Here is a 23444-nt window from a genome sequence, read left to right as displayed (position 1 = left end):
CTACTGGTAGTTCAACGTCCAGGTCCCGCTGGCGCTGAACGGACCGTATTCGAGAGACTGATTTTTTATCGCCGATGGCTCCGCTGCGACCCACGCAAAAAAATTCAGCGTCATCGAACCTTCTGTTATCTCTTTGACTGATGTGCTCTCATCAAGGCGGATTGCCGTGCCGTCCTCTTCGCTCATCCCAATCCCGATCCCTGACGCGCCGCCTTGTTCACTGCTATCCAGCGCCAGATGATCTGCCAGCTCCGCATCCTCACGACCGCTGAAGGTAACCGAGATCCCACGGAAAACCTCAGGATTGCAGTCGCGTAACTTGATGCTGAATTTTTCCGGCTTACTGCGCCCCGAGAGATAGAGATCCTGCGTCGCGATTTGCTTGAAATCGACCTCGATTTTGTCGCCACCCGGTGCAAGGCTGCAGGCCAGTGCTCTGATGGTGCCGTGAAAATACATATCGCCGCCGACCAGTTTGGTGTCGGCCTGTGCTATGCTGCCAAGCAGTAACATACCGGTCGCGAATAACGCCGAGAATCTCATGACATCCCCCTACTGAAACTGCGCGACAACGGTGGCAGAGGCTTCAAATTCACCTTCCTTCACACTTCCCACGCCCGGCTTTGCCACCGGCGCGGCGGTGAGATTCCAGTCGCCCTGATTCTGGTAAAACCCCTTCACGTTGTAAAATTGATTGGGCACAACGGTGCCACCACTCTCGTCTTTAAGCATAATGCCGAGATCGTCGCGTTTTTGTCCGCCGCTTAACGTGCCGAGGAGATTACCGTTAAATCCCGCCGTGCCTGACGCCGTGGTCGTTTGCACGCCAAGATTGATATTCAGCGCGCCCTGATCGAAGCTGCCGCCCTCACACACCACATGTATAGGGATTGGCTTACTATAGTTAGTGCCGTTGAGCCGGGCAGCGGATCCTGGCAAATCGCCAAACTCAATGCTGATTTTGTCTCCCCGGTTGAAGGTGCATTTGTCCGGTACGGTAATCAGCCCGGATTTAATCACCACGCGGGAAATTGGCGTTGTCGGCGTAGGACCAGCATCCCCTAAGCGCCCAGCAACCTCCACCAGCGACTGGGAGGTAATATTGATGCCATTAATAATGGGTTTTGTGACAATAAACGTCACTTTCCCTTTTGAACCACTTTCTATGTTGGTAGCCCGCTCGTAACCTTTGCGCTTTTTGCAGCTATGATCGTTATAACGATTTGAAAAATTGGTAAAAGGTGCCTGAACGTAGTTGTTATAACGCCCGGCGACCCACACCTGTACTTCCACATCCAGATACTCGTTTAGGCGAAAACGGTTCGCTCCCTGATTGGAAGGCGGCATCGTGGTCGTGGTGGTGTAGTAAATCGGTTGTCGGGAGATGTCAGCCTGTTCGCAGTGAAAATCCACTACATACCAACTGCCAAGATTCCAGGGAAACGGCTCCGTTCTGCCGCCCACGTGGTTTTTGCTGACATCCAGCGAGTTCAGTTCAATATCGTACTGATGCGGCGACCCACCTTCCGGCTCACCTTCTCCCTGTGTAAATGCCTGCCCGGCCAGAGGACAGCCTGCCAGCACCGCCCACAGCAGCATTTTGCGCAATACGCTCATAGATACTCCAGCTTAAGTCTGACCAGACCGTTAAATTCTCCGGCGGTCACCTCTCGCCCAAAAGATTCCAGCGCGGCAAGAAAATGAATGGCGTTATCGCCCGGTTTGAGGATCCACATGCGTTGCGGTTGATTCAGGTGGATCAACTGCTTACGTTCAGTCAGTAGCCGGATGCCCGCGCCGCGAACATCGCCACGAATGCGCCCCAAATCGCTGTTTTCCGGTGCGCCTTCAGCCATCATCGTCATCGAAACACCACGCTCCACCGTGCTGTAAGCAAGCTCAGGCATCTCACTGGTCTGCCCGGGAAAATCCCTTAAGGTATGACCGGAGCCCTTTAAACAGCCGTTCAGATACAGCGTGACCACTACCGGATCGCTGCGATCGCCGCCCTGGCGAAATCGGCTGGCGGAAATATCACCAAGATCGATAGTCTGATCGCGGGAGGCCATATCCAGCACGCACGGCGAAACGAATACCCGACCATGAAAGCGGACATTGCCATACTCACCGGACACGTTGCTCATATCCTGGCGACCGCTTGTGGCCTGAACCGAGCAGGCCATGCCCGCCATCAGCAGAGCGCAAAGCATCTTTTTCATTTACGAATCCTGTTACCGGGGCTGTTGCTCCATTGGCAATGCTTTACACACATTGCCTGTGCAGCTGAATTTCAATTCGGGATGACCGCCAAAATCGTTCACATACATCATGCTGAACTGGCTAACGCTGCCGTCGGTCACGCTGAAATCGCGAGATGACTTTGGTGAAACCATAACCCCAGGGAAGTCAGTCAGCCTGTCGCCGCCCTGAGCTTCAGGTTTGCGGCTTAAGCCGATCAAGGTGACGAAGTACGGCGTTGGGTTATCCACACTCCAGCGCAGGCCCTGCTTATGAAAGACCAGTTGGTTTTGCCACACGGCGCCCGGTGTTTCCGGCACGATGGCGGTCGGACGGTAGAACAGTTTGATACGCGACTGCATCGCCAGCTGCAGCACGTTCGGCTTATCCGGCTTGGGCGGAATTTCGCGCACGTTCAGGTAGAACAGACTTTCTCGATCCTGTGGCAGAGCGTTAATACCGCTGGTTTTCGTCACACGTGCAATGCCCTTTTGCCCGCCGTTAATCCGTTGTAGCGGCGGTAAAACCATCAGCGGCGAAGTAATTTTTGTTCCATTGGCGTCTTCCACCCACGACTGAGCCAGAAACGGAATGCTCGGACTGGTGTTGGTTAAGTTCGCGCTGACAGAGCGCGCATCACCGGTGATGATCAGGCGGGTACGGTCAAGTGCGATACCCGCCCATGAGGCGTTGATCTCTGCAATAAAAAGCAGACCGCAGGCCACGGGTTTCAGCCAACGCTGCACGGAGTAAAAAGCTTGATTTTTCATGACAAAATTCATTCAGGTTATTGAAATTATTCACAAGGCAACAGCACGTTACCTTCCGGGTTGATTTGTTGCGGCACCTGTAAGTGACACTGAGCACGACCGCCCCAGGCAACAGAAAGACGCTCAGCTGGATTCACACCCGCAATCCAGGCCATGCCGTTTTCCATCACCATGGCGACGCTGACACCGTTGGCGTTAAACACTTCGGCACCAAACGGCGGTACAGAGCCATCCTTCAGGCGCAGCAGCGCCATCATTTTTTGCCCCTGCGCCACGACGAAGCGCTGATAACCAATCGCGCCTTCCGTCAGGGTGTTGGTGACGATGGCTTTGGTCGCGGAAATATCCTCGTCCATTGCGTCCACATCGATACGGGTATCAAAGCTGTGATAGCTGACGACGTCCGGTACGACGGCAATACCGAAGCGGTTTGAGTGCGCCTGTTCACCGTTCAGCGGTACATTCGCCACACCGTCGGTATCAACCATCACCCTGGCGGTATTCATTGACGCCTGGCTGTTATGCAGCGCCGCGCCGTGACGCGTTGCGGTAAAGCCGCCGCGCATCGTGCCGCCAACGGAGAAATAACGTGATTGCTGCCAGCTGACGTTAGACTCAAGCTCAGCCATCATGCTGCGATGCTTGTAGTAACCATCAAACGCGGTGTGCCCTTCACCGGAAACCCCTGCGCGCAGTCGCCATGGATTGTTACGGTCGCGGTTATCGGAATACGAAACCATCTGACTGGTCTGGTTGCCGCTGTTTTGCACTTCATAATCCATGGAGCGGCCATCGCTCCATGGCACAGAAATGGACAGCGAAAGGCTGTCGTCCCGTTTGCCCTGATACTCAGAGCGGTAAGCAGCAAGGTTGGCGCTGATCCCCTGAATGCCTGCGAACGAAAAGCTGTGCCCCATCGACAACCCGTAACGATCCTGAGAGCCACGATCCCAGTAATTCTGGTGGGTATAGGTCAGGTACAGCGTGGTCGCTAATTGCGGGTCGTCAGCAAAAAAGGTCTTGTTACCGGTGATGGTGTACATCTCTTTTTCGTTGCCGGCGCTGTTGTTATTTTCATACTGCTCGTCAAGGAACTGCGAGAAGGTGCGGAAGTTACGCTGTGAAAAGCGGTAACCAGCAAAGGTGATGGCGCTGTTGTACTCATCAAAGGTTTTGGCATAGCTGAGCTTAAAGGACATCCCTTTTTGTTCAGCCTGATGCTTCACCCGACTCACGGATTGCGTCGCGTCAGCCGACAGCGCACCCAGCCAGCTCAAATCCCGCCCAATCCCCATCGACCAGGCGTTATAACGATCGCCAGTGAGCAACGCGCCGCCATACAGCGACCACGCATTGCTGACCCCCCAGGAAAAATCACCGCTATAAAACGCAGGCCCCTGGACGTCGTGGTTATAACGCGATGGCTTACCGACCGCGGCGTTGTATCGAACATAGCCCGGGCGCGTCAGGTAAGGAATATCGGCCGTATTGACCTGAAAGGTTTGTACACTGCCATCCTGCTCTTCGACGCGAACATCCAGCGTGCCGCGTACCGAGCCGTGCAGATCCTGAATATTAAATGGCCCCGCAGGAACGGTGGTTTGATAGATAACACGCCCCTGCTGACTGACAGTGACCTTCGCATTGCTGCGCGCGATGCCATGTACTTCGGGCGCGTAGCCCTGCAAATTCGGCGGCAGCATGCGTTCGTCGCTGGCGAGGTTCGCCCCGGTGAAACGTACCGAATCAAAAACCTGAGAATTCAGGTAGATTTCGCCGAGCGTCAGTTTTGCCGCCTGCATCGGTAACGGGCGATAGGCATAGATCTGATCCCAATCGATTCGCCCTCGGTTCTCATCCGAAGCGTAATTGGCTTGGTACTGGCCACGAAAACGCCACGCGCCGAGGTTAAAGCCAGTCTGCCCATAGCCAGACAGAGAGCGATAACGATCGCCGCCCTGCTCGTAATGTGTGGCCTGGCCTGAAACGCTGTAGTCAAAAATTAGCCCTGCGACACCGTTATCCCAACGCTCCGGCGGCGTCCAGTCTGGATCGGTATATTTCATCCATGCCTGAGGCACGGTAATGTCCAGTACGCCGGCGCTATTATTCAGCACCACACCCGGCAGGCGGGAAATGTCATAGCAGGCCGCGCTGATCGGGTGAATATAGGTCAGCGCCTCTTCTTTGAGCGCCAGTAATTCAAGTTGTTGTGGCGTCAGACAGGCCATGGATTTATGCGGGTTGGCAGGGTCGACGATATAACGAATCGACTGCTGAGGGATCTCCTGGCTGTTAATACGAACATCCAGCAGATATTCTCCGGGAGTCACAAAGTTGCCTTCGGAAAAACGCTGCAAATCGACATTGTGCCTGTCGCTGGCATCCAGTACGTCGGTATTAAATTCAATGGCCTCATCCGCTTCAACAAATGAAGAGGCACAGACCAGAGCAATAAAAAGCGCCAGACGTTTTTTATCTGTTTTCAGCGTGATCATTTTCGTTCGCAAACCTTCAGATACCCGAATTGCAGTGCAGCTCAGAGATAATTCACAACAAAATGCGTGACCGCAGTAAATTCGCCGGATGTCATTCTTCCGTCGCGGGAGATCAAATAAGCCGTAAAATTGAGCGTGTTTTTCCCTGGGTTAAGCGCATAGTCCGGTGATGGCTCACCCAGATGAATTTGCTGTCCTTTGCCGTCATATATTTCTATCGCTAAATTTTCAGTTTCCGATTGCACGCTCAGATAATCAGGATTGTCACTATCGGGTGCGCCGGAAAAGGTAATATTGGCGCGTTGAAACAGACTCCCCGGATGTTGAGAATCCCCAAGGGAACATCCCAGCAAATGAATGCTGAAATCATGCGCAGATACTTTTTCAGGTTTACCGGAAATATCTCTGGCTGAGAGATCATCAAATTCAACCAGTAGCGACCGGTCGCGCGGATCGACATAACAGGCAGCTTCAATAATATTTCCCCGCATGCGCATTTTGCCGGGCGTACTGACAAGACGATGAGTGTCAGCCAAAACCCATGCAGGCGATATAAAGATAAAAAGCAGTAAAATACGCCATCCAGGCATCACCGCATTTCCTTTCAGTTATTCGCAGGAAGGGTTAGGCAGGCGCATAATTGCGCCTGCTGCAGATCGTTACTGGTAGTCGATCTGGAAATTAACGGTAGATTCGAAATCACCCGGAGTTACCGCTGCAGATGCGTTGTTTGCCTGCAGGTAAGCGACGAAATCAATGTCGGTTTCGCCATCGGTAATGTTGACCTGAGAGGCCGCTTTGCCCCATTCCACGTCCTGGTTGCCGCTGTCAACCATACCGATGCCCGCACCCTTTGCAGTACCCGAGGTGAACGCGGCCAGCGCGCTGTTATCTGAATCAATTGTTGCCGGGGTATAGGTCACAGTAGCCGTTTTCGCGACGGTCGTATCACAGCCCTGCAGCACGATTTTGGCATGCTTAACGCCTGCACGTTGGTTGTCTTTTAACTGAGAGGTTGGGATTTCACCAAAATTTACCTGCACCGGGCTGGATTCTGGGGCCAGACCGCATGCGGAATTAACCAGAGAACCAGTGAAGTGAATTTTACCGTTAGTCGGTTCAACATTTTTTGCAGCATAAGCAGAAGATGCAGTAAAAGTCATTCCCGCCATCAGCGCACAGGCCACAGCCACGTTTTTCATTTTCATATTACTACTTAACCTTATATCTTTTTTTTGGTTATTCCGACGATCTATTTCCGCAGACAATCAATGCAAGGGAAATCCTGATCTGCAGGTGGCGGTAGTGCATATCCTTGCAAACAATCCATCTCAAGCCACCCCGTATTTTGAACTTCATTGGTATTCCATCTGAAATACCGTCCACAGGTGTTTACGCTGTTTCGGGACTTATATTAAGTCGACGAAAAAATGACACAATGCAAAAATCCGGTATTAATCAAACTCAGGGAATCGTGTTGTAACACAGTCTGTCGAGCGATCGTTTACCTAAAAAACAGCCAAAAAACATACCACACCCAGTGTTAATTGCTATTATTTATGGTTTTTATAGAGTTTTTATCTATCAAATATTTTTTTATTTAGCCAGAAGAACAGGCAAAATGTATTTATGAAAGTTTTGTAAAAATGAAATTAGGTATCAAAAGCGAGTAATGACAATAAGATAGTGAAAGAGAGGAAGGACATAGGAGGATTCTATTAGATATATTAAAAGATTGTTATATAAATATTAATAAAGAGTTCTATGGTACAATCATTTTTTATAAATGAATTATGTTATGCTATTGCTTCCCCCACTCGAATGCGAGATATCCTGCTTTAAAGGAGACATCAGTGATTTCTCATATACCAATAAACAAAATCAAATCCGTAATTATTGGTGATGGCTTAGTTTTCAGACCACATAAAAATACCCTAAAAGACCTGGCGTCTGGTGAAATGACCACATTGAATAATGTGGCAACACAATTACTGCTCTATCTGTTGCAAAATGGTAAAGAGATATCCTCGCGCGATGAAATTCTGCAGAATGTTTTCCAGCATAATGGCGCCAGAGCGACGGATGCTAATCTCAATCAGCACATTTCATTTCTGCGCAAGGCAATAACGTCTACGGGCCATCCTGCAGAACTGATCGTCACCATTCCGCGAATAGGATTTCGGATGGGCGACGCCAGTATCAATATTCAGCAACTGGAGGAAGCACAAGCACCCACCAGAATAGCCAATGTTGCATTGATGCCCAGGAAAAAGAAACGAAACCTGTGGCCTGTCACGATAACAACGTTAATTACCGGCATCGCCGTGCTGGCGACAGCGTGGTTAACATGGATACCCAATAAAATCGCTATGACGGACGCGGCGATCCTGCGGACTATCGACTACGAGCAGTGCCGTGTGCATATATTAGGAAACGCCCTCACCGACACCATTACCGAAAAAAAAGCGCTGGATATTTTCAAGTCCGTGGGTATTAACCCTAACTGTTCGTATCCAAAAGATCTGTATCTCAATACCTGGGCGAGCAACCATAATCTGGTTGAGTGGTCATTTGCCGCTGAATGCGGGCTAAACCTCGGCTATTACCATTGCATCAGCCAGTATCGCCATCATGAGGAATGATATGAAGCAGGAAAGCGATCACTCTCCTTTACTATGGTCAGTCGTGATTGCCATTTTTGGGCTGGCGACTATCGCTTTTTTTATTATCGCCGGGAATGCGAAAAAACAAGAAATCAGTTTTTCCTGTTCCTCGGAATTCACGTCGATACTCGACATCCAAAACACCAAAAAGGAACTCCACGGAATAATGCTGATCACCAGCTACAACTCTGGACACCTCTCATTGTCAGTACAAGGGAAACTCAAAAGTGATGATGGCGAGTTTGCTGTTAACCGAAAACTGTTCTTTCGCTATGCCCGACCACTCGGCCATACCGCCGGCGTTTTTATGCTCACCCCCGACGGACGCGAAAAATCCCCGGATGATGAAGCAACGGATGCTATAGATTATCTTTTCTTTGACGCTTACGAACGTGCCGACAAGCTGTATATGCTAAAGCACCTGAATGAGGAAACGGTTCTTATTGGCGATAACTTTTCACCCCGCTTCGCCTGCGTGATGAATCACTTCGCAAGTTAATCGCCTTCTGGATATGCGTCGGGTTAAGGATGACCTGATGTGTTGCCCACCCGAAAGCACGGGCGCGGTCGATAGAACGTGAGAATGAGATTATTATTTTTGGCGGGTTAATAACGACGAAAGCCTGAATCATTGCTGATTCAGGCTTTCTGAATAGTGGCGGAATGGACGGGACTCGAACCCGCGACCCCCTGCGTGACAGGCAGGTATTCTAACCAACTGAACTACCACTCCGCGTTGTGTTCCGCTTGGGAACGAAGCGAATATTACGGATTGCCTCGCACCTCGTCAACGCTTTTTCTCACGTTTTTTAATCGTTTGCTGCAAAAATCACCCGAATGGCCATTTTCATACGGTAAATGTACAAACTATGCCCGCCAGAGGCAACTTCCGCCTTTCTTCTGCACCAGGTCAAGGCGTGACTCATGGGCCGCTAACTCTTCATCAGTGGCGAAAACAACACGTAGTTTGCTGGACTGGCGCACAATACGCTGGATCCCCGTGTCATTCCTCTGCTGGCTGTCGCCTTCCATTGAGAACGCCATCGTGGTCTGCCCGCCGGTCATCATCAGATAAACGTCGGCCAGAATCTGGGCATCAAGCAATGCGCCGTGCAGGGTTCGTTTACTGTTGTCTATCTCATAGCGCGAGCACAACGCATCAAGGCTGTTTCGCTTGCCAGGAAACATTTTCCTCGCCAGCGCCAGGCTATCGGTTATTTTGCAGAATTCGTTCGTCTTCGGAATATCCCGCCTGAGCTTCGCGAATTCGTAATCCATAAAACCGATATCGAACGATGCGTTATGGATGACTAGCTCCGCGCCGCGAATGTAGTCGAGAAATTCGTCGGCTACATCAGCAAACGTGGGTTTATCAAGCAGGAATTCGTCTGCGATTCCGTGTACGCCGAACGCTTCCGGGTCCACCAGCCGATCCGGCTTCAGGTAAACATGGAAGTTATTGCCGGTCAGGCGGCGGTTCACCACTTCAACCGCACCGATCTCAATGATCTTGTGGCCTTCATAGTGGGCGCCAATCTGGTTCATACCGGTGGTTTCGGTATCGAGGACGATCTGTCGTGTAATTCCAGTGCTCATAACGGTCATTTATGTCAGACTTATCGTTTGATTTCGATTTGCTAAAACAGGAAGTCTACCAGAGATGCTTAAACAGGTAGAAATTTTCACCGATGGTTCTTGCCTGGGAAATCCAGGACCGGGTGGTTATGGGGCGATTTTACGCTATCGCGGGCGCGAAAAAACCTTTAGCGAAGGCTACAACCTTACAACTAATAATCGCATGGAGCTGATGGCAGCAATCGTTGCGCTGGAAGCCCTGAAAGAACAGTGTGAAGTGATACTCAGCACGGACAGCCAGTATGTGCGCCAGGGCATTACGCAGTGGATCCACAACTGGAAGAAGCGTGGCTGGAAAACAGCAGATAAAAAACCAGTGAAGAACGTCGATCTGTGGAAGCGTCTCGATGCCGCTTTAGGCCCTCATCAAATCAAATGGGAATGGGTTAAAGGCCATGCGGGCCATCCGGAAAACGAACGCTGCGATGAGCTTGCGCGCACCGCGGCCATGAGCCCGACTCAGGATGATATTGGGTATCAGACTGAGGCTTAAGCGTCCGGTTTACGGTATTGCCGGGTCGCGCCAACGGCATGACGGATAGGCGTTTTGCTTTTATTTTGTTTCATCGGGTTGAGTGTAAGCGGAATGGTTCGCTTGCGCGCAACCACCAGCTGTAAACAGCCCAGCGCGGGGATATGGGTGCTTAACATTTTCCCGCCCTTCTTATTCCAGGGCAGAACATGAAAACGACTATAGTGCAGCACTTCAAAATTCAGTAATGATAGCCAGTCCAATTGACGCATGAGGGTAAACATCCGACTGTTATAGGGCGATGTCTTACGCAATACGGGCACCAGTTTACGCAAACCCATCAGGCTTACCGGGTTAAAACCGCTCAAAATCAACCAACCGTCATCAATCAACACGCGATCGGCTTCACGCAGTAGGCGATGCGGATCGGAACACCACGGTAACGTATGGGCCAATAAACAGACATCCACGGACTTATCGGCAAAGGGAAGATGCAAAGGATCGGCCGTCACCTGCATGGGAGAACCCTGCAAAGAAACATTTACCTGATGAGAAACCGCGCACGCTTCGGAATCGATTTCTGCGCTTAAATTACCAACCTTAAGCAGATGAAAACCGTACATTTTTGCGAACCACGGGTTAAGCTGATACTCCAGCGCCTCACGATAGTGTTCGCCCCAGGGCAGATCATCCCAGCTAACGGGCGCTACGACAGTTTGAGGGATCCTTGCCGGTTTCATCACAACCTTCCGTTACGCATTTAGAGGTAATATATGAATCTTAACAGTATTCCTGCATTTCAGGACAATTACATCTGGGTCTTGTCAAATAATGACCAGCATTGTCTGATTGTGGACCCGGGTGAAGCGGCTCCTGTTCTGAAAGCCATTGCAGAGCATAACTGGGTGCCTGAAGCCATTCTGCTAACCCATCATCATCAGGATCACGTGGGCGGAGTGAAAGAACTTCTGCAGCATTTCCCACAAATAGTGGTATACGGACCGGCTGAAACGCAAGATAAGGGAACGACACACATAGTCGAAGATGGCGATATTGCACTCGTTTTGGGGCATGAATTTAGGGTAATTGCTACTCCGGGTCACACTTTAGGACATATCTGTTACTTTAGCCACCCTTACTTATTTTGTGGTGACACACTCTTTTCTGGCGGTTGCGGTCGACTTTTTGAAGGCACCGCAACCCAAATGTATCAATCACTTAAAAAAATCAACGCCCTTCCTGACGATACATTAATTTGTTGCGCACATGAGTACACATTAGCAAACATGAAGTTTGCCTTAAGCATTCTCCCGCACGATTCGTTCATAAATGAATATTATCGTAAAGTTAATGAGTTACGCGTAAAAAAACAAATGACACTACCCGTAATTCTGAAAAATGAGCGGCGAAATAATCTTTTTTTAAGAACAGAAGATATTGATTTAATTAATGAAATTAACAAAGAAACAATATTGCAACAACCTGAGGAGCGTTTTGCCTGGTTAAGGTCAAAGAAAGATACGTTCTGACAATTCCGGGTTGCCTTTTGAAAACTTCGCCGTTATGATCGGTCGTCTTTTAAGCAACTATTGACACACACATGAAGGCAAAAGCGATATTACTCGCCTCTGTCCTGCTTGTTGGGTGCCAGAATACTGGTAACGTCCAACAACACGCACAGAGCCTTTCTGCAGCTGGTCAAGGGGAAGCAGGAAAGTTTACAAGTCAGGCGCGATGGATGGACGACGGAACATCTATCGCTGCTGATCAAGATTTGTGGGCTTTCATTGGTGACGAGCTAAAGATGGGAATTCCGGAAAACAGCCGGATTCGCGAACAGAAACAGAAGTATTTACGCAATAAGAGCTATCTCCACGATGTAACTTTACGGGCAGAGCCGTATATGTACTGGATAGCCGGGCAGGTTAAGAAACGTAACATGCCTATGGAACTGGTACTACTACCCATAGTGGAGAGCGCTTTTGATCCTCACGCAACGTCTGGCGCCAATGCCGCAGGTATTTGGCAGATCATTCCGAGCACGGGGCGCAATTATGGTTTAAAACAGACCCGCAGTTATGATGCACGTCGCGACGTTGTGGCTTCCACCACCGCCGCGCTGGACATGATGCAGCGTCTGAACAAGATGTTTGATGGCGACTGGCTGCTGACCGTTGCTGCTTATAATAGCGGCGAAGGTCGTGTCATGAAGGCAATCAAAACGAACAAAGCTCGTGGTAAACCCACTGACTTCTGGTCGTTGCCATTGCCTCAGGAAACAAAGCTATACGTGCCCAAAATGCTGGCATTGAGCGATATACTCAAAAACAGCAAACGCTATGGCGTACGTCTGCCAACAACAGACGAAAGCCGCGCGTTGGCACGTGTTCGCCTGAGTAGCCCGGTTGAGATGACTCAGGTTGCCGATATGGCGGGTATTTCCGTCAGCAAGCTGAAGACCTTCAATGCAGGCGTGAAAGGCTCCACGTTGGGTGCCAGCGGCCCGCAATATGTGATGGTGCCAAAGAAGCATGCAGAGAAGCTGCGTGAGTCTCTGGCTTCAGGCGAAATTGCAGCAGTGCAGTCAACGCTGGTCGCGGATAACACGCCGCTGAACAGCCGTAGCTACAAAGTTCGCTCTGGCGATACGCTTTCTGGCGTCGCTTCACGTCTTGGCGTGAGCATCAATGACCTTAAGCAGTGGAATAATCTGCGCGGGTCGTCGCTGAAGGTAGGCCAGAATCTGACGGTGGGCGCTGGTAGCAGCGCACAGCGACTGGCGAACAACAGCGATAGCATCACCTATCGTGTGCGTAAAGGCGACTCGCTCTCGAGTATTGCCAAACGCCACGGGGTTAACATCAAGGATGTGATGCGCTGGAACAGCGATACGAATAATCTACAGCCAGGCGATCAGCTAACGTTGTTTGTGAAAAACAACGACATGCCGGACTCCTGATAGCATTGTAGAAATGAAGGCACTGGTTTCCCCCCAGTGCCTTTTTTATTTATCCCGCTTTATGTGCCTCAACCATTATCGTATCGCTGGTAAACGAGCCATCTTCCTGTAACGCAAAGTAGTCTTTCACTTGTGCAGAGGCACTTTGTTGGTAGGCACGAATCGCGTCGCTCAACGCTGCAGGCGTACGCATCCGCGCCACCCACGAACTGAATTCCAGCGGCAAACGATCGGTTAACAAGGTATCGGCAATCAGATTGGCGTCATTGATTAACGACAACCACTCTCCGCTGGAATAGTTGCGTACGTGTGAGGTATCGCGTAACGCCTCCACGGTTTGCAACCAGATATCACGTACTGGGTGACCAGGCGACATCACATCCATCACAATCAGTACACCACCGGGCTTCAGAACGCGGTTCACTTCCCGCAGCGCGCGCCCGACATCATGCCAGTGATGCGCGGAATAGCGGCTAATCACCACATCAAATACGTTATCTTCAAATGGCAGGCTTTCAGCATACCCCTGCCGTGTGGCGATATTATCCAGACCTCGGTCTTTTGCCGCCTTAGCAACCACTTCAAGCATCTGCGACGATAAATCATAAGCCATGACCTGCTTTACGTGTTGCGCGGCCACAAAGCTGGCGTGCCCTGCTCCGCATCCCATATCCAATACGCGAGCCTGTGGAAATGCCGACAACCTTTCCCCCAGACGTTGCAAGTCACGGCCAGAGGCGTGCACCGTACTGGTTAAATAGGCATTAGCCTGAGAGCCAAACTGTTTTTCGACGTTGTCATGGTGAGAGCGTGTTGTCATGGTGTTGTCCTTCGGTTGTTGAGAAATATGAAGGGCAACCATCACAGGCCTGCCCTATGGCAGACCTGACACACCGTTATTGTTCAGGTTTGCCGGGACTGAATTCAACGAGTAGCGGGTTGTGATCGGATGCGCGGGTGACCAGCACAGAGGCTTCACTCACGTTCAGACCGCGATAGAACACAAAATCGAGAGGGCGACCAAACGCACGGCGGCGCTGATCGTCAGTAAAGCGAACCTGGCGCAGCGACATTTCACGCGCAAAGCGGTACAGCGCATTCATCCGTCGACGGCTCCAGGCATTAAAATCGCCGGCCATGATCACCGGACCGCTGTGATGAGCAATCTGATCGCCAATAGGAAGTAACTGCTTACTATAGACATCAACGCCAAGGCTAAAGTTAACCGCGTGGATATTCACCACCATTAACAGCCGAGTGTCAGGCAACGGGTACACCGTCACCAGCGCCGATTTCGCCAGCCGTAAAATAGGCTCACGCTCGCGCAATGGACAGCAGTAAACAGGATGAGCAGCAGAGAGCGTCATGACGCCAGAGGGATGCTGAGGCAGCACAAAGGCCGGAACCTGATCGGCAGCAAGATAGTTAGCGGTCGCAAACTGCACCAGTTCTGGCGTGGTTTGTGCTTCCTGCAATAACACCAGATGCGCATCTTTGCCAAAATTCTTCAGCACCGACTGCCATTCTGCGCGCTGCTGTTTAAAAATATTCCATACCAGCACGCGAATGCGATCTTCACTGCTTAACGGAACGCCTGCGGGTAATGCCTGTCCAATATGCGCAAACGACCCCGGCGGTAAAATCCGCTCGGCGGGTTGTCCGGCAACATAACGCATGGCATAGGTGTTTTTTCGCACTTTAGACTTTCAAACCTCTGTAACGTCAACCAGTCCGCAGCCGGACTGGTTCTTCTGTTATAGGGATTTTAGCACTCACTTTCAACGAACAATTGCAGTTTGTTTTGTAAGTGGGCGCTTACATCAATGATTTACCCCAAAGCAACGCGCGCGGGCTTATCAAGACGACCGCTGAGTCCCATCAGCAGGAAAGCAACCAGGACAATAAGTGCGCCAATCCACGGCGTCTGCGCCAGACCATAATGCTCGACCGTTTGTCCACCAATCACTGAACCCAGTGCAATGCCAATGTTAAACGCCGCAATGTTCAACCCTGACGCCACATCTACAGCATTAGGCGTAAATTGTTCCGCTTTCTGTACCACGTAGACCTGCAACCCCGGTACGTTACCAAAGGCAAAGATCCCCATTACCAGGATGGTAGCCAGCGCGGCATACTGCGTAGAAGCCGTCAGTTGGAAAACCATCAACAGAACAAACAACGCGGCGAAAATGAATTTCAGCGCAGGAACGGCACCATGCTTATCCGCCAGCTTACCACCCCAGATATTACCGATAGCCACTGAAACACCGTAACCCAGTAAGATCCAGCTTACTGCTGCCGGAGAGAATCCCGCCAGATCCTGCATCATCGGTGCCAGGAAGGTGAATGCCGTGAATACACCGCCGTAGCCCAGTGCCGTAACGGCATAAATCAGCAACAGACGGGGATGAGTCAGCACCTTCACCTGGTCGCGAATGCTGGCGGCTGCACGACCGGGAATATTGGCGGGGATCAACAACTGGCTACTGATCAGTGCAATCACGCCTAACATTGATACCGCAAGGAAAGTCTCGCGCCAGCCAAAGTGTTGACCAATAAACGTACCCAGCGGCACGCCGGTTACCAGCGCCACCGTTAAGCCACCAAACATAATAGCGATGGCGGAGGCCGCTTTCTCTTTTGGCACCAGACTTGTCGCGATGGTAGAACCAATCGAGAAGAATACGCCGTGTGCCAGCCCAGTCAGCAGACGAGCGACAATGAGTGTCATATACCCGGGAGCCTGCCATGCCAGCAAATTCCCCGCCGTAAACAGAACCATCAGCGCAACCAGTAACTGTTTACGTGGCAGGCGTCCGGTCAAAGCGGTCAGTACCGGTGCGCCAATCGCCACACCCAGCGCATAGATGGAAACCAGCATCCCGGCGGAAGGTAACGAGATCGCCAGTTGTTGAGCGATGGTCGGCACCAGACCAACAATCACAAACTCAGTAGTGCCTATAGCGAAGGCACTAATTGTTAGTGCAAATAAAGCGAGAGGCATAAATAACTCCGTAACATCAGTAATCAGATGACACGCAGTATGCCTGGATGTTTTAATGACAAAAATATTCAAAATCTCAATATAATTTTGCGTCAGGTGCAAAAATGAAAGCAACCTCTGAAGAACTTGCGATTTTTGTAGCGGTAGTGGAAAGCGGCAGCTTTAGCCGGGCGGCAGAACAGCTTGGACAAGCCAATTCCGCGGTCAGTCGGGCAGTAAAAAAGCTGGAGATGAAACTGGGCGTCAGTTTGCTTAATCGAACGACCCGACAGCTAAGTCTCACTGAGGAAGGAGAGCGCTACTTCAGGCGGGTGCAGCAGATACTGCAAGAGATGGCTGCAGCAGAAACGGAAATCATGGAGTCGCGTAATACTCCGCGCGGCCTGCTGCGCATCGACGCAGCAACACCGGTGATGTTGCATTTCCTGATGCCGCTAATCAAACCGTTCCGGGAGCGGTATCCCGAGATGACGTTGTCTCTCGTCTCCTCGGAAACATTCATCAATCTTATTGAACGAAAAGTGGATGTTGCTATACGAGCGGGTACACTGACTGACTCGAGTCTACGTGCGCGTCCGTTATTTACCAGCTATCGCAAGATTATTGCCTCACCGGAGTACATTGCCCGTTTTGGTAGACCAGAGACCGTCGAGGAGTTAAAACAGCATCTGTGTCTGGGGTTTTCCGAACCGGTTTCGCTCAATACCTGGCCGATTGCCTGTAGCGACGGACAGCTGCATGAGGTCGAGTGTGGCATTTCTTCCAACAGTGGGGAAACGCTAAAACAGCTTTGCCTGAACGGCAACGGCATCGCCTGTCTTTCAGATTATATGATAGATAAAGAGATCGCGCGGGGAGAGCTAGTGGAACTGCTGGCCGATAAACGTCTGCCGGTAAAAATGCCTTTCAGCGCCGTTTACTACAGCGATCGTGCGGTCAGTACACGTATTCGTGCATTTATAGACTTTTTAAGTGAATATATAAGAACAGCTCCCGAAGGAGCTGTAAAAGAGGGGTAAGGGATACACAGGATCGGGCAATTAATCCCAGGCAGGAGCCAGACCTTCCGGGCTGACCAGACGATCGTTGCAGTCCAGTGCCGCGATCATTTTTTTATCTTCGGCATCCAGATGCAGTTCCAGCGCCAGCAGGTTGCTTGCCAGGTTTTCACGTTTGGTAGAAGAAGGAATTACGGAGTAACCTTCCCCCATTGCCCATGCCAGAATAACCTGCGCCGGGGTCGCGTTATGTTTAGCGGCAATGTGCGCAATCACTTCATCTTTCAGCGCGTTACCGTAAGCCAGCGTCATGTAAGAGGTGATGTGGATACCGTGTGCTTTCGCCCAGTCAACCACCTTACGGCTCTGAAGATACGGAGAAAGCTCAATCTGGTTGGTCGCAATATTGTCTGTGCCTACTGCGGCAATGGCTTTTTCCATCAGCGCAATGGTGAAGTTTGAGATACCAATTTCACGAGTCAGTCCCTGCTGTTTTGCTTCGAGCAGCGCCAGCATGAATTCCTCAACAGATACAGCATCTCCTGGAGATGGCCAGTGGATCAGCACCAAATCAACATAATCTGTACGCAGTTTCTTCAGGCTTTCTTTCAGACTTGGGATCAGTTTTTCTTTGCTGAGATTTTCAATCCAGATCTTGGTGGTGATGTACAGTTCGTTACGCGGTACGCCACTTTCAGCAATCGCCTGACCAACAGCCGCTTCATTATCATAGATTTGCGCAGTGTCGACAGCACGGTAGCCCAGCTCAAGCGCCGTTTTAACAGAAGCGATAACCACGTCGTCTTTCAGGCGGAAAGTACCCAAACCGAATGCAGGGATAGCCATAGAATTCCTCTTTTTAATCACTATGTTCATCAACTAAGAGGATTATGACTTCCAGCTCTTTATAGAAAAAGAGTGATAAATGCAGAGGATTTTTGCGGATGTAGCAATAATTAAACTGCAGGCAAAGAAAAAGCCCTGAGCTAATGCTCAGGGCTCTTAATAAGTGGCGGAACGGACGGGACTCGAACCCGCGACCCCCTGCGTGACAGGCAGGTATTCTAACCAACTGAACTACCGCTCCACCGAATTTCTTTGTCACTACCCGGATTCTTCATCCCGGTTTACTGCAATTTGATGCCTGGCAGTTCCCTACTCTCGCATGGGGAGACCCCACACTACCATCGGCGCTACGGCGTTTCACTTCTGAGTTCGGCATGGGGTCAGGTGGGACCACCGCGCTACAGCCGCCAGGCAAATTCTGTTATCAGACCGCTTTATGCGTTCTGATGTAATCTGTATCAAGCTGAATGTGATGTCTGTCTTTCGCCAAAACATCTTCGGCGTTGTAAGGTTAAGCCTCACGGTTCATTAGTATCGGTTAGCTCAATGTATCGCTACACTTACACACCCGACCTATCAACGTCGTCGTCTTCAACGTTCCTTCAGGAGACTTAAAGTCTCAGGGAGAACTCATCTCGGGGCAAGTTTCGTGCTTAGATGCTTTCAGCACTTATCTCTTCCGCATTTAGCTACCGGGCAATGCCATTGGCATGACAACCCGAACACCAGTGATGCGTCCACTCCGGTCCTCTCGTACTAGGAGCAGCCCCCCTCAATTCTCCAGCGCCCACGGCAGATAGGGACCGAACTGTCTCACGACGTTCTAAACCCAGCTCGCGTACCACTTTAAATGGCGAACAGCCATACCCTTGGGACCTACTTCAGCCCCAGGATGTGATGAGCCGACATCGAGGTGCCAAACACCGCCGTCGATATGAACTCTTGGGCGGTATCAGCCTGTTATCCCCGGAGTACCTTTTATCCGTTGAGCGATGGCCCTTCCATTCAGAACCACCGGATCACTAAGACCTGCTTTCGCACCTGCTCGAGCCGTCACTCTCGCAGTCAAGCTAGCTTATGCCTTTGCACTAACCTCCTGATGTCCGACCAGGATTAGCTAACCTTCGTGCTCCTCCGTTACTCTTTAGGAGGAGACCGCCCCAGTCAAACTACCCACCAGACACTGTCCGCAACCCGGGTAACGGGTCCACGTTAGAACACCAGCCATTAAAGGGTGGTATTTCAAGGATGGCTCCATGCAGACTGGCGTCCACACTTCAAAGCCTCCCACCTATCCTACACATCAAGGACCAGTGTTCAGTGTCAAGCTATAGTAAAGGTTCACGGGGTCTTTCCGTCTTGCCGCGGGTACACTGCATCTTCACAGCGAGTTCAATTTCACTGAGTCTCGGGTGGAGACAGCCTGGCCATCATTACGCCATTCGTGCAGGTCGGAACTTACCCGACAAGGAATTTCGCTACCTTAGGACCGTTATAGTTACGGCCGCCGTTTACCGGGGCTTCGATCAAGAGCTTCTCCTTACGGATAACCCCATCAATTAACCTTCCGGCACCGGGCAGGCGTCACACCGTATACGTCCACTTTCGTGTTTGCACAGTGCTGTGTTTTTAATAAACAGTTGCAGCCAGCTGGTATCTTCGACTGATTTCAGCTCCATGAGTAAATCACTTCACCTACATATCAGCGTGCCTTCTCCCGAAGTTACGGCACCATTTTGCCTAGTTCCTTCACCCGAGTTCTCTCAAGCGCCTTGGTATTCTCTACCTGACCACCTGTGTCGGTTTGGGGTACGATTTCGTGTTACCTGATGCTTAGAGGCTTTTCCTGGAAGCAGGGCATTTGTTACTTCAGCACCGTAGTGCCTCGTCATCACACCTCAGCGTTAAAAAGGTACCGGATTTACCTGGAACCTCCGCCTACATGCTTAAACCGGGACAACCGTCGCCCGGCTAACATAGCCTTCTCCGTCCCCCCTTCGCAGTAACACCAAGTACAGGAATATTAACCTGTTTCCCATCGACTACGCCTTTCGGCCTCGCCTTAGGGGTCGACTCACCCTGCCCCGATTAACGTTGGACAGGAACCCTTGGTCTTCCGGCGTGCGGGTTTTTCACCCGCATTATCGTTACTTATGTCAGCATTCGCACTTCTGATACCTCCAGCATACCTCACGATACACCTTCAACGGCTTACAGAACGCTCCCCTACCCAACAACACATAGTGTCGCTGCCGCAGCTTCGGTGCATGGTTTAGCCCCGTTACATCTTCCGCGCAGGCCGACTCGACCAGTGAGCTATTACGCTTTCTTTAAATGATGGCTGCTTCTAAGCCAACATCCTGGCTGTCTGTGCCTTCCCACATCGTTTCCCACTTAACCATGACTTTGGGACCTTAGCTGGCGGTCTGGGTTGTTTCCCTCTTCACGACGGACGTTAGCACCCGCCGTGTGTCTCCCGTGATAACATTCTTCGGTATTCGCAGTTTGCATCGGGTTGGTAAGTCGGGATGACCCCCTAGCCGAAACAGTGCTCTACCCCCGAAGATGAGTTCACGAGGCGCTACCTAAATAGCTTTCGGGGAGAACCAGCTATCTCCCGGTTTGATTGGCCTTTCACCCCCAGCCACAAGTCATCCGCTAATTTTTCAACATTAGTCGGTTCGGTCCTCCAGTTAGTGTTACCCAACCTTCAACCTGCCCATGGCTAGATCACCGGGTTTCGGGTCTATACCCTGCAACTTAACGCCCAGTTAAGACTCGGTTTCCCTTCGGCTCCCCTATACGGTTAACCTTGCTACAGAATATAAGTCGCTGACCCATTATACAAAAGGTACGCAGTCACCCCATAAAGAGGCTCCCACTGCTTGTACGTACACGGTTTCAGGTTCTTTTTCACTCCCCTCGCCGGGGTTCTTTTCGCCTTTCCCTCACGGTACTGGTTCACTATCGGTCAGTCAGGAGTATTTAGCCTTGGAGGATGGTCCCCCCATATTCAGACAGGATACCACGTGTCCCGCCCTACTCTTCGAGTTCACAACCTGTGCATTTTGGTGTACGGGACTATCACCCTGTACCGTCGGACTTTCCAGACCGTTCCACTAACACACAAGCTGATTCAGACTCTGGGCTGCTCCCCGTTCGCTCGCCGCTACTGGGGGAATCTCGGTTGATTTCTTTTCCTCGGGGTACTTAGATGTTTCAGTTCCCCCGGTTCGCTTCATTACGCTATGTATTCACGTAATGATAGTGTGACGAATCACACTGGGTTTCCCCATTCGGAAATCGCCGGTTATAACGGTTCATATCACCTTACCGACGCTTATCGCAGATTAGCACGTCCTTCATCGCCTCTGACTGCCAGGGCATCCACCGTGTACGCTTAGTCGCTTAACCTCACAACCCGAAGATGTTTCGTAAAACATCATCGACTTGCAAAAATTTGAGAGACTCGAACACACCGCTTTTCATTTCTTATTACGGAGAAATGAAACAGTGTGTCGTTTCAATTTTCAGCTTGATCCAGATTTTTAAAGAGCAAATATCTCAAACGTCACCCGAAGGTAAGTTTTGAGATATTGAGGTCGGCGACTTTCACTCACACATACCAGCAAGTGGCGTCCCCTAGGGGATTCGAACCCCTGTTACCGCCGTGAAAGGGCGGTGTCCTGGGCCTCTAGACGAAGGGGACACTGAAGTCTCAATCGCAAGACGCCTTGCTATTTACTTTTCATCAGACAATCTGTGTGAGCACTACAAAGGCAGGTTCTTTAAGGTAAGGAGGTGATCCAACCGCAGGTTCCCCTACGGTTACCTTGTTACGACTTCACCCCAGTCATGAATCACAAAGTGGTAAGCGCCCTCCCGAAGGTTAAGCTACCTACTTCTTTTGCAACCCACTCCCATGGTGTGACGGGCGGTGTGTACAAGGCCCGGGAACGTATTCACCGTGGCATTCTGATCCACGATTACTAGCGATTCCGACTTCATGGAGTCGAGTTGCAGACTCCAATCCGGACTACGACATACTTTATGAGGTCCGCTTGCTCTCGCGAGGTCGCTTCTCTTTGTATATGCCATTGTAGCACGTGTGTAGCCCTACTCGTAAGGGCCATGATGACTTGACGTCATCCCCACCTTCCTCCAGTTTATCACTGGCAGTCTCCTTTGAGTTCCCGGCCGAACCGCTGGCAACAAAGGATAAGGGTTGCGCTCGTTGCGGGACTTAACCCAACATTTCACAACACGAGCTGACGACAGCCATGCAGCACCTGTCTCAGAGTTCCCGAAGGCACCAAAGCATCTCTGCTAAGTTCTCTGGATGTCAAGAGTAGGTAAGGTTCTTCGCGTTGCATCGAATTAAACCACATGCTCCACCGCTTGTGCGGGCCCCCGTCAATTCATTTGAGTTTTAACCTTGCGGCCGTACTCCCCAGGCGGTCGACTTAACGCGTTAGCTCCGGAAGCCACGCCTCAAGGGCACAACCTCCAAGTCGACATCGTTTACGGCGTGGACTACCAGGGTATCTAATCCTGTTTGCTCCCCACGCTTTCGCACCTGAGCGTCAGTCTTTGTCCAGGGGGCCGCCTTCGCCACCGGTATTCCTCCAGATCTCTACGCATTTCACCGCTACACCTGGAATTCTACCCCCCTCTACAAGACTCTAGCCTGCCAGTTTCGGATGCAGTTCCCAGGTTGAGCCCGGGGATTTCACATCCGACTTGACAGACCGCCTGCGTGCGCTTTACGCCCAGTAATTCCGATTAACGCTTGCACCCTCCGTATTACCGCGGCTGCTGGCACGGAGTTAGCCGGTGCTTCTTCTGCGAGTAACGTCAATCGCTGCGGTTATTAACCACAACGCCTTCCTCCTCGCTGAAAGTACTTTACAACCCGAAGGCCTTCTTCATACACGCGGCATGGCTGCATCAGGCTTGCGCCCATTGTGCAATATTCCCCACTGCTGCCTCCCGTAGGAGTCTGGACCGTGTCTCAGTTCCAGTGTGGCTGGTCATCCTCTCAGACCAGCTAGGGATCGTCGCCTAGGTGAGCCGTTACCCCACCTACTAGCTAATCCCATCTGGGCACATCCGATGGCAAGAGGCCCGAAGGTCCCCCTCTTTGGTCTTGCGACGTTATGCGGTATTAGCTACCGTTTCCAGTAGTTATCCCCCTCCATCGGGCAGTTTCCCAGACATTACTCACCCGTCCGCCACTCGTCACCCAAGGAGCAAGCTCCTCTGTGCTACCGTTCGACTTGCATGTGTTAGGCCTGCCGCCAGCGTTCAATCTGAGCCATGATCAAACTCTTCAATTTAAGTTTGATGCTCGTGAATTAAACT

Annotated in this window: 18 protein-coding genes, 3 tRNA genes, 3 rRNA genes and 1 pseudogene; 6 read left to right on the top strand and 19 right to left on the bottom strand. The window is 51.1% G+C overall.

The window, feature by feature from the left end; translation table 11 throughout:
• The 7 genes from G4551_RS04680 to G4551_RS04650 all read right to left on the bottom strand — a co-directional run bounded on the left by G4551_RS04680 (position 1) and on the right by G4551_RS04650 (position 6714).
• Positions 1-543 (bottom strand): fimbrial protein, encoded by a 543-nt coding sequence (locus G4551_RS04680; RefSeq protein ID WP_003838876.1) that lies wholly within the window; start codon positions 541-543, stop codon positions 1-3.
• 9 nt (positions 544-552) lie between these two features.
• The gene (locus G4551_RS04675; protein WP_003838878.1) at positions 553-1617 is read right to left on the bottom strand and encodes a fimbrial protein; all 1065 of its coding nucleotides are present in this window, start codon (positions 1615-1617) and stop codon (positions 553-555) included.
• The gene (locus G4551_RS04670) at positions 1614-2219 is read right to left on the bottom strand and encodes a fimbrial protein (RefSeq protein WP_003838880.1); all 606 of its coding nucleotides are present in this window, start codon (positions 2217-2219) and stop codon (positions 1614-1616) included. Before G4551_RS04670 ends, G4551_RS04675 begins: the two co-directional genes overlap by 4 nt.
• Positions 2220-2231: 12 nt before the next feature.
• A complete protein-coding gene (locus G4551_RS04665; protein ID WP_032941272.1) occupies positions 2232-3020 on the bottom strand; it encodes a fimbrial biogenesis chaperone in 789 nt (262 codons plus the stop codon).
• Between the two features lie 14 nt (positions 3021-3034).
• A complete protein-coding gene (locus tag G4551_RS04660) occupies positions 3035-5506 on the bottom strand; it encodes a fimbria/pilus outer membrane usher protein (protein ID WP_003838884.1) in 2472 nt (823 codons plus the stop codon).
• Between the two features lie 41 nt (positions 5507-5547).
• Complete coding sequence (locus tag G4551_RS04655; protein WP_003838886.1) at positions 5548-6096, bottom strand: fimbrial protein; 549 nt, start codon at positions 6094-6096, stop codon at positions 5548-5550.
• Between the two features lie 69 nt (positions 6097-6165).
• Positions 6166-6714, bottom strand: coding sequence for a fimbrial protein (locus G4551_RS04650; RefSeq protein WP_003838888.1), 549 nt, complete (start codon positions 6712-6714; stop codon positions 6166-6168).
• A gap of 750 nt (positions 6715-7464) precedes the next feature.
• On the opposite strand from G4551_RS04650, the gene G4551_RS04645 reads away from it, so the two are divergent.
• Positions 7465-8148 carry a winged helix-turn-helix domain-containing protein gene (locus G4551_RS04645; protein WP_231501074.1) on the top strand — a complete coding sequence of 228 codons (684 nt, stop codon included), beginning with the start codon at positions 7465-7467 and terminating at the stop codon, positions 8146-8148.
• Between the two features lies 1 nt (position 8149).
• Complete coding sequence (locus G4551_RS04640; protein WP_003838893.1) at positions 8150-8668, top strand: hypothetical protein; 519 nt, start codon at positions 8150-8152, stop codon at positions 8666-8668.
• A 157-nt stretch (positions 8669-8825) separates the two neighbouring features.
• Here G4551_RS04640 and G4551_RS04635 read toward each other — a convergent pair.
• Together G4551_RS04635 and dnaQ are read right to left on the bottom strand one after the other, a co-directional pair.
• A tRNA-Asp gene (locus G4551_RS04635) sits at positions 8826-8902 on the bottom strand.
• Between the two features lie 134 nt (positions 8903-9036).
• Positions 9037-9765 carry a DNA polymerase III subunit epsilon gene (gene dnaQ / locus G4551_RS04630; protein ID WP_003838895.1) on the bottom strand — a complete coding sequence of 243 codons (729 nt, stop codon included), beginning with the start codon at positions 9763-9765 and terminating at the stop codon, positions 9037-9039.
• Between dnaQ and rnhA the strand changes: the two are divergent.
• Positions 9719-10297: pseudogene (rnhA, locus tag G4551_RS04625) on the top strand (ribonuclease HI). The gene dnaQ and the pseudogene rnhA sit on opposite strands and share 47 nt — an antisense overlap.
• Here rnhA and G4551_RS04620 read toward each other — a convergent pair.
• Entirely contained in the window at positions 10294-11016 is a 723-nt protein-coding gene (locus G4551_RS04620; protein ID WP_003031413.1) for a class I SAM-dependent methyltransferase, read from the bottom strand. The pseudogene rnhA and the gene G4551_RS04620 overlap by 4 nt on opposite strands.
• A gap of 33 nt (positions 11017-11049) precedes the next feature.
• Here G4551_RS04620 and gloB point away from each other — a divergent pair, with 33 nt between their 5' ends.
• Together gloB and mltD are read left to right on the top strand one after the other, a co-directional pair.
• Positions 11050-11805 carry a hydroxyacylglutathione hydrolase gene (gloB, locus tag G4551_RS04615; RefSeq protein ID WP_003031418.1) on the top strand — a complete coding sequence of 252 codons (756 nt, stop codon included), beginning with the start codon at positions 11050-11052 and terminating at the stop codon, positions 11803-11805.
• Between the two features lie 71 nt (positions 11806-11876).
• Complete coding sequence (mltD, locus tag G4551_RS04610) at positions 11877-13235, top strand: murein transglycosylase D (protein WP_003838901.1); 1359 nt, start codon at positions 11877-11879, stop codon at positions 13233-13235.
• A gap of 49 nt (positions 13236-13284) precedes the next feature.
• Here mltD and G4551_RS04605 read toward each other — a convergent pair whose 3' ends face one another.
• The 3 genes from G4551_RS04605 to G4551_RS04595 form a co-directional block, all read right to left on the bottom strand.
• Positions 13285-14055, bottom strand: a complete 771-nt coding sequence (locus G4551_RS04605; protein ID WP_003838903.1) for a class I SAM-dependent methyltransferase — start codon at positions 14053-14055, stop codon at positions 13285-13287.
• 76 nt (positions 14056-14131) lie between these two features.
• A complete protein-coding gene (locus G4551_RS04600) occupies positions 14132-14932 on the bottom strand; it encodes an endonuclease/exonuclease/phosphatase family protein (RefSeq protein ID WP_003031427.1) in 801 nt (266 codons plus the stop codon).
• A gap of 131 nt (positions 14933-15063) precedes the next feature.
• Complete coding sequence (locus tag G4551_RS04595; RefSeq protein ID WP_003838907.1) at positions 15064-16239, bottom strand: MFS transporter; 1176 nt, start codon at positions 16237-16239, stop codon at positions 15064-15066.
• 104 nt (positions 16240-16343) lie between these two features.
• Here G4551_RS04595 and yafC point away from each other — a divergent pair, with 104 nt between their 5' ends.
• Positions 16344-17258: a DNA-binding transcriptional regulator YafC gene (gene yafC / locus G4551_RS04590; RefSeq protein WP_003838909.1), complete on the top strand. Its 915-nt coding sequence runs from the start codon at positions 16344-16346 to the stop codon at positions 17256-17258.
• 21 nt (positions 17259-17279) lie between these two features.
• Here the strand turns inward: yafC and dkgB are convergent, their stop codons facing one another.
• From dkgB to G4551_RS04560, 6 genes are all read right to left on the bottom strand, one after another.
• Complete coding sequence (dkgB, locus tag G4551_RS04585; RefSeq protein WP_003838911.1) at positions 17280-18083, bottom strand: 2,5-didehydrogluconate reductase DkgB; 804 nt, start codon at positions 18081-18083, stop codon at positions 17280-17282.
• A 164-nt stretch (positions 18084-18247) separates the two neighbouring features.
• A tRNA-Asp gene (locus G4551_RS04580) sits at positions 18248-18324 on the bottom strand.
• A gap of 55 nt (positions 18325-18379) precedes the next feature.
• Positions 18380-18495: ribosomal RNA gene (gene rrf / locus G4551_RS04575) — 5S ribosomal RNA — on the bottom strand.
• Between the two features lie 95 nt (positions 18496-18590).
• A 23S ribosomal RNA gene (locus G4551_RS04570) occupies positions 18591-21497 on the bottom strand.
• 219 nt (positions 21498-21716) lie between these two features.
• Positions 21717-21792, bottom strand: a tRNA-Glu gene (locus tag G4551_RS04565).
• Between the two features lie 85 nt (positions 21793-21877).
• Positions 21878-23419 (bottom strand): 16S ribosomal RNA (locus tag G4551_RS04560).
• Together the 16S, 23S and 5S rRNA genes with 2 tRNA genes alongside form the textbook arrangement of a ribosomal RNA operon.
• Positions 23420-23444 lie beyond the last annotated feature (25 nt).

It is taken from the genome of Citrobacter freundii ATCC 8090 = MTCC 1658 = NBRC 12681 (genome assembly GCF_011064845.1).
Lineage (GTDB): Bacteria > Pseudomonadota > Gammaproteobacteria > Enterobacterales > Enterobacteriaceae > Citrobacter > Citrobacter freundii.
Note: the sequence above shows the minus strand (reverse complement) of the source record. Positions and strands in the feature narration are given on the sequence as shown.

Coding starts and splice junctions, on each gene's coding strand:
- G4551_RS04645 (WP_231501074.1), top strand. CDS start 7,465: ATGACCACATTGAATAATGTGGCAACACAATTACTGCTCTATCTGTTG.
- mltD (WP_003838901.1), top strand. CDS start 11,877: ATGAAGGCAAAAGCGATATTACTCGCCTCTGTCCTGCTTGTTGGGTGC.
- G4551_RS04650 (WP_003838888.1), bottom strand. CDS start 6,714: ATGAAAATGAAAAACGTGGCTGTGGCCTGTGCGCTGATGGCGGGAATG.
- dnaQ (WP_003838895.1), bottom strand. CDS start 9,765: ATGAGCACTGGAATTACACGACAGATCGTCCTCGATACCGAAACCACC.
- G4551_RS04655 (WP_003838886.1), bottom strand. CDS start 6,096: ATGCCTGGATGGCGTATTTTACTGCTTTTTATCTTTATATCGCCTGCA.
- G4551_RS04665 (WP_032941272.1), bottom strand. CDS start 3,020: ATGAATTTTGTCATGAAAAATCAAGCTTTTTACTCCGTGCAGCGTTGG.
- dkgB (WP_003838911.1), bottom strand. CDS start 18,083: ATGGCTATCCCTGCATTCGGTTTGGGTACTTTCCGCCTGAAAGACGAC.
- G4551_RS04675 (WP_003838878.1), bottom strand. CDS start 1,617: ATGAGCGTATTGCGCAAAATGCTGCTGTGGGCGGTGCTGGCAGGCTGT.
- G4551_RS04660 (WP_003838884.1), bottom strand. CDS start 5,506: ATGATCACGCTGAAAACAGATAAAAAACGTCTGGCGCTTTTTATTGCT.
- G4551_RS04680 (WP_003838876.1), bottom strand. CDS start 543: ATGAGATTCTCGGCGTTATTCGCGACCGGTATGTTACTGCTTGGCAGC.
- yafC (WP_003838909.1), top strand. CDS start 16,344: ATGAAAGCAACCTCTGAAGAACTTGCGATTTTTGTAGCGGTAGTGGAA.
- G4551_RS04620 (WP_003031413.1), bottom strand. CDS start 11,016: ATGAAACCGGCAAGGATCCCTCAAACTGTCGTAGCGCCCGTTAGCTGG.
- G4551_RS04595 (WP_003838907.1), bottom strand. CDS start 16,239: ATGCCTCTCGCTTTATTTGCACTAACAATTAGTGCCTTCGCTATAGGC.
- G4551_RS04640 (WP_003838893.1), top strand. CDS start 8,150: ATGAAGCAGGAAAGCGATCACTCTCCTTTACTATGGTCAGTCGTGATT.
- gloB (WP_003031418.1), top strand. CDS start 11,050: ATGAATCTTAACAGTATTCCTGCATTTCAGGACAATTACATCTGGGTC.
- G4551_RS04605 (WP_003838903.1), bottom strand. CDS start 14,055: ATGACAACACGCTCTCACCATGACAACGTCGAAAAACAGTTTGGCTCT.
- G4551_RS04670 (WP_003838880.1), bottom strand. CDS start 2,219: ATGAAAAAGATGCTTTGCGCTCTGCTGATGGCGGGCATGGCCTGCTCG.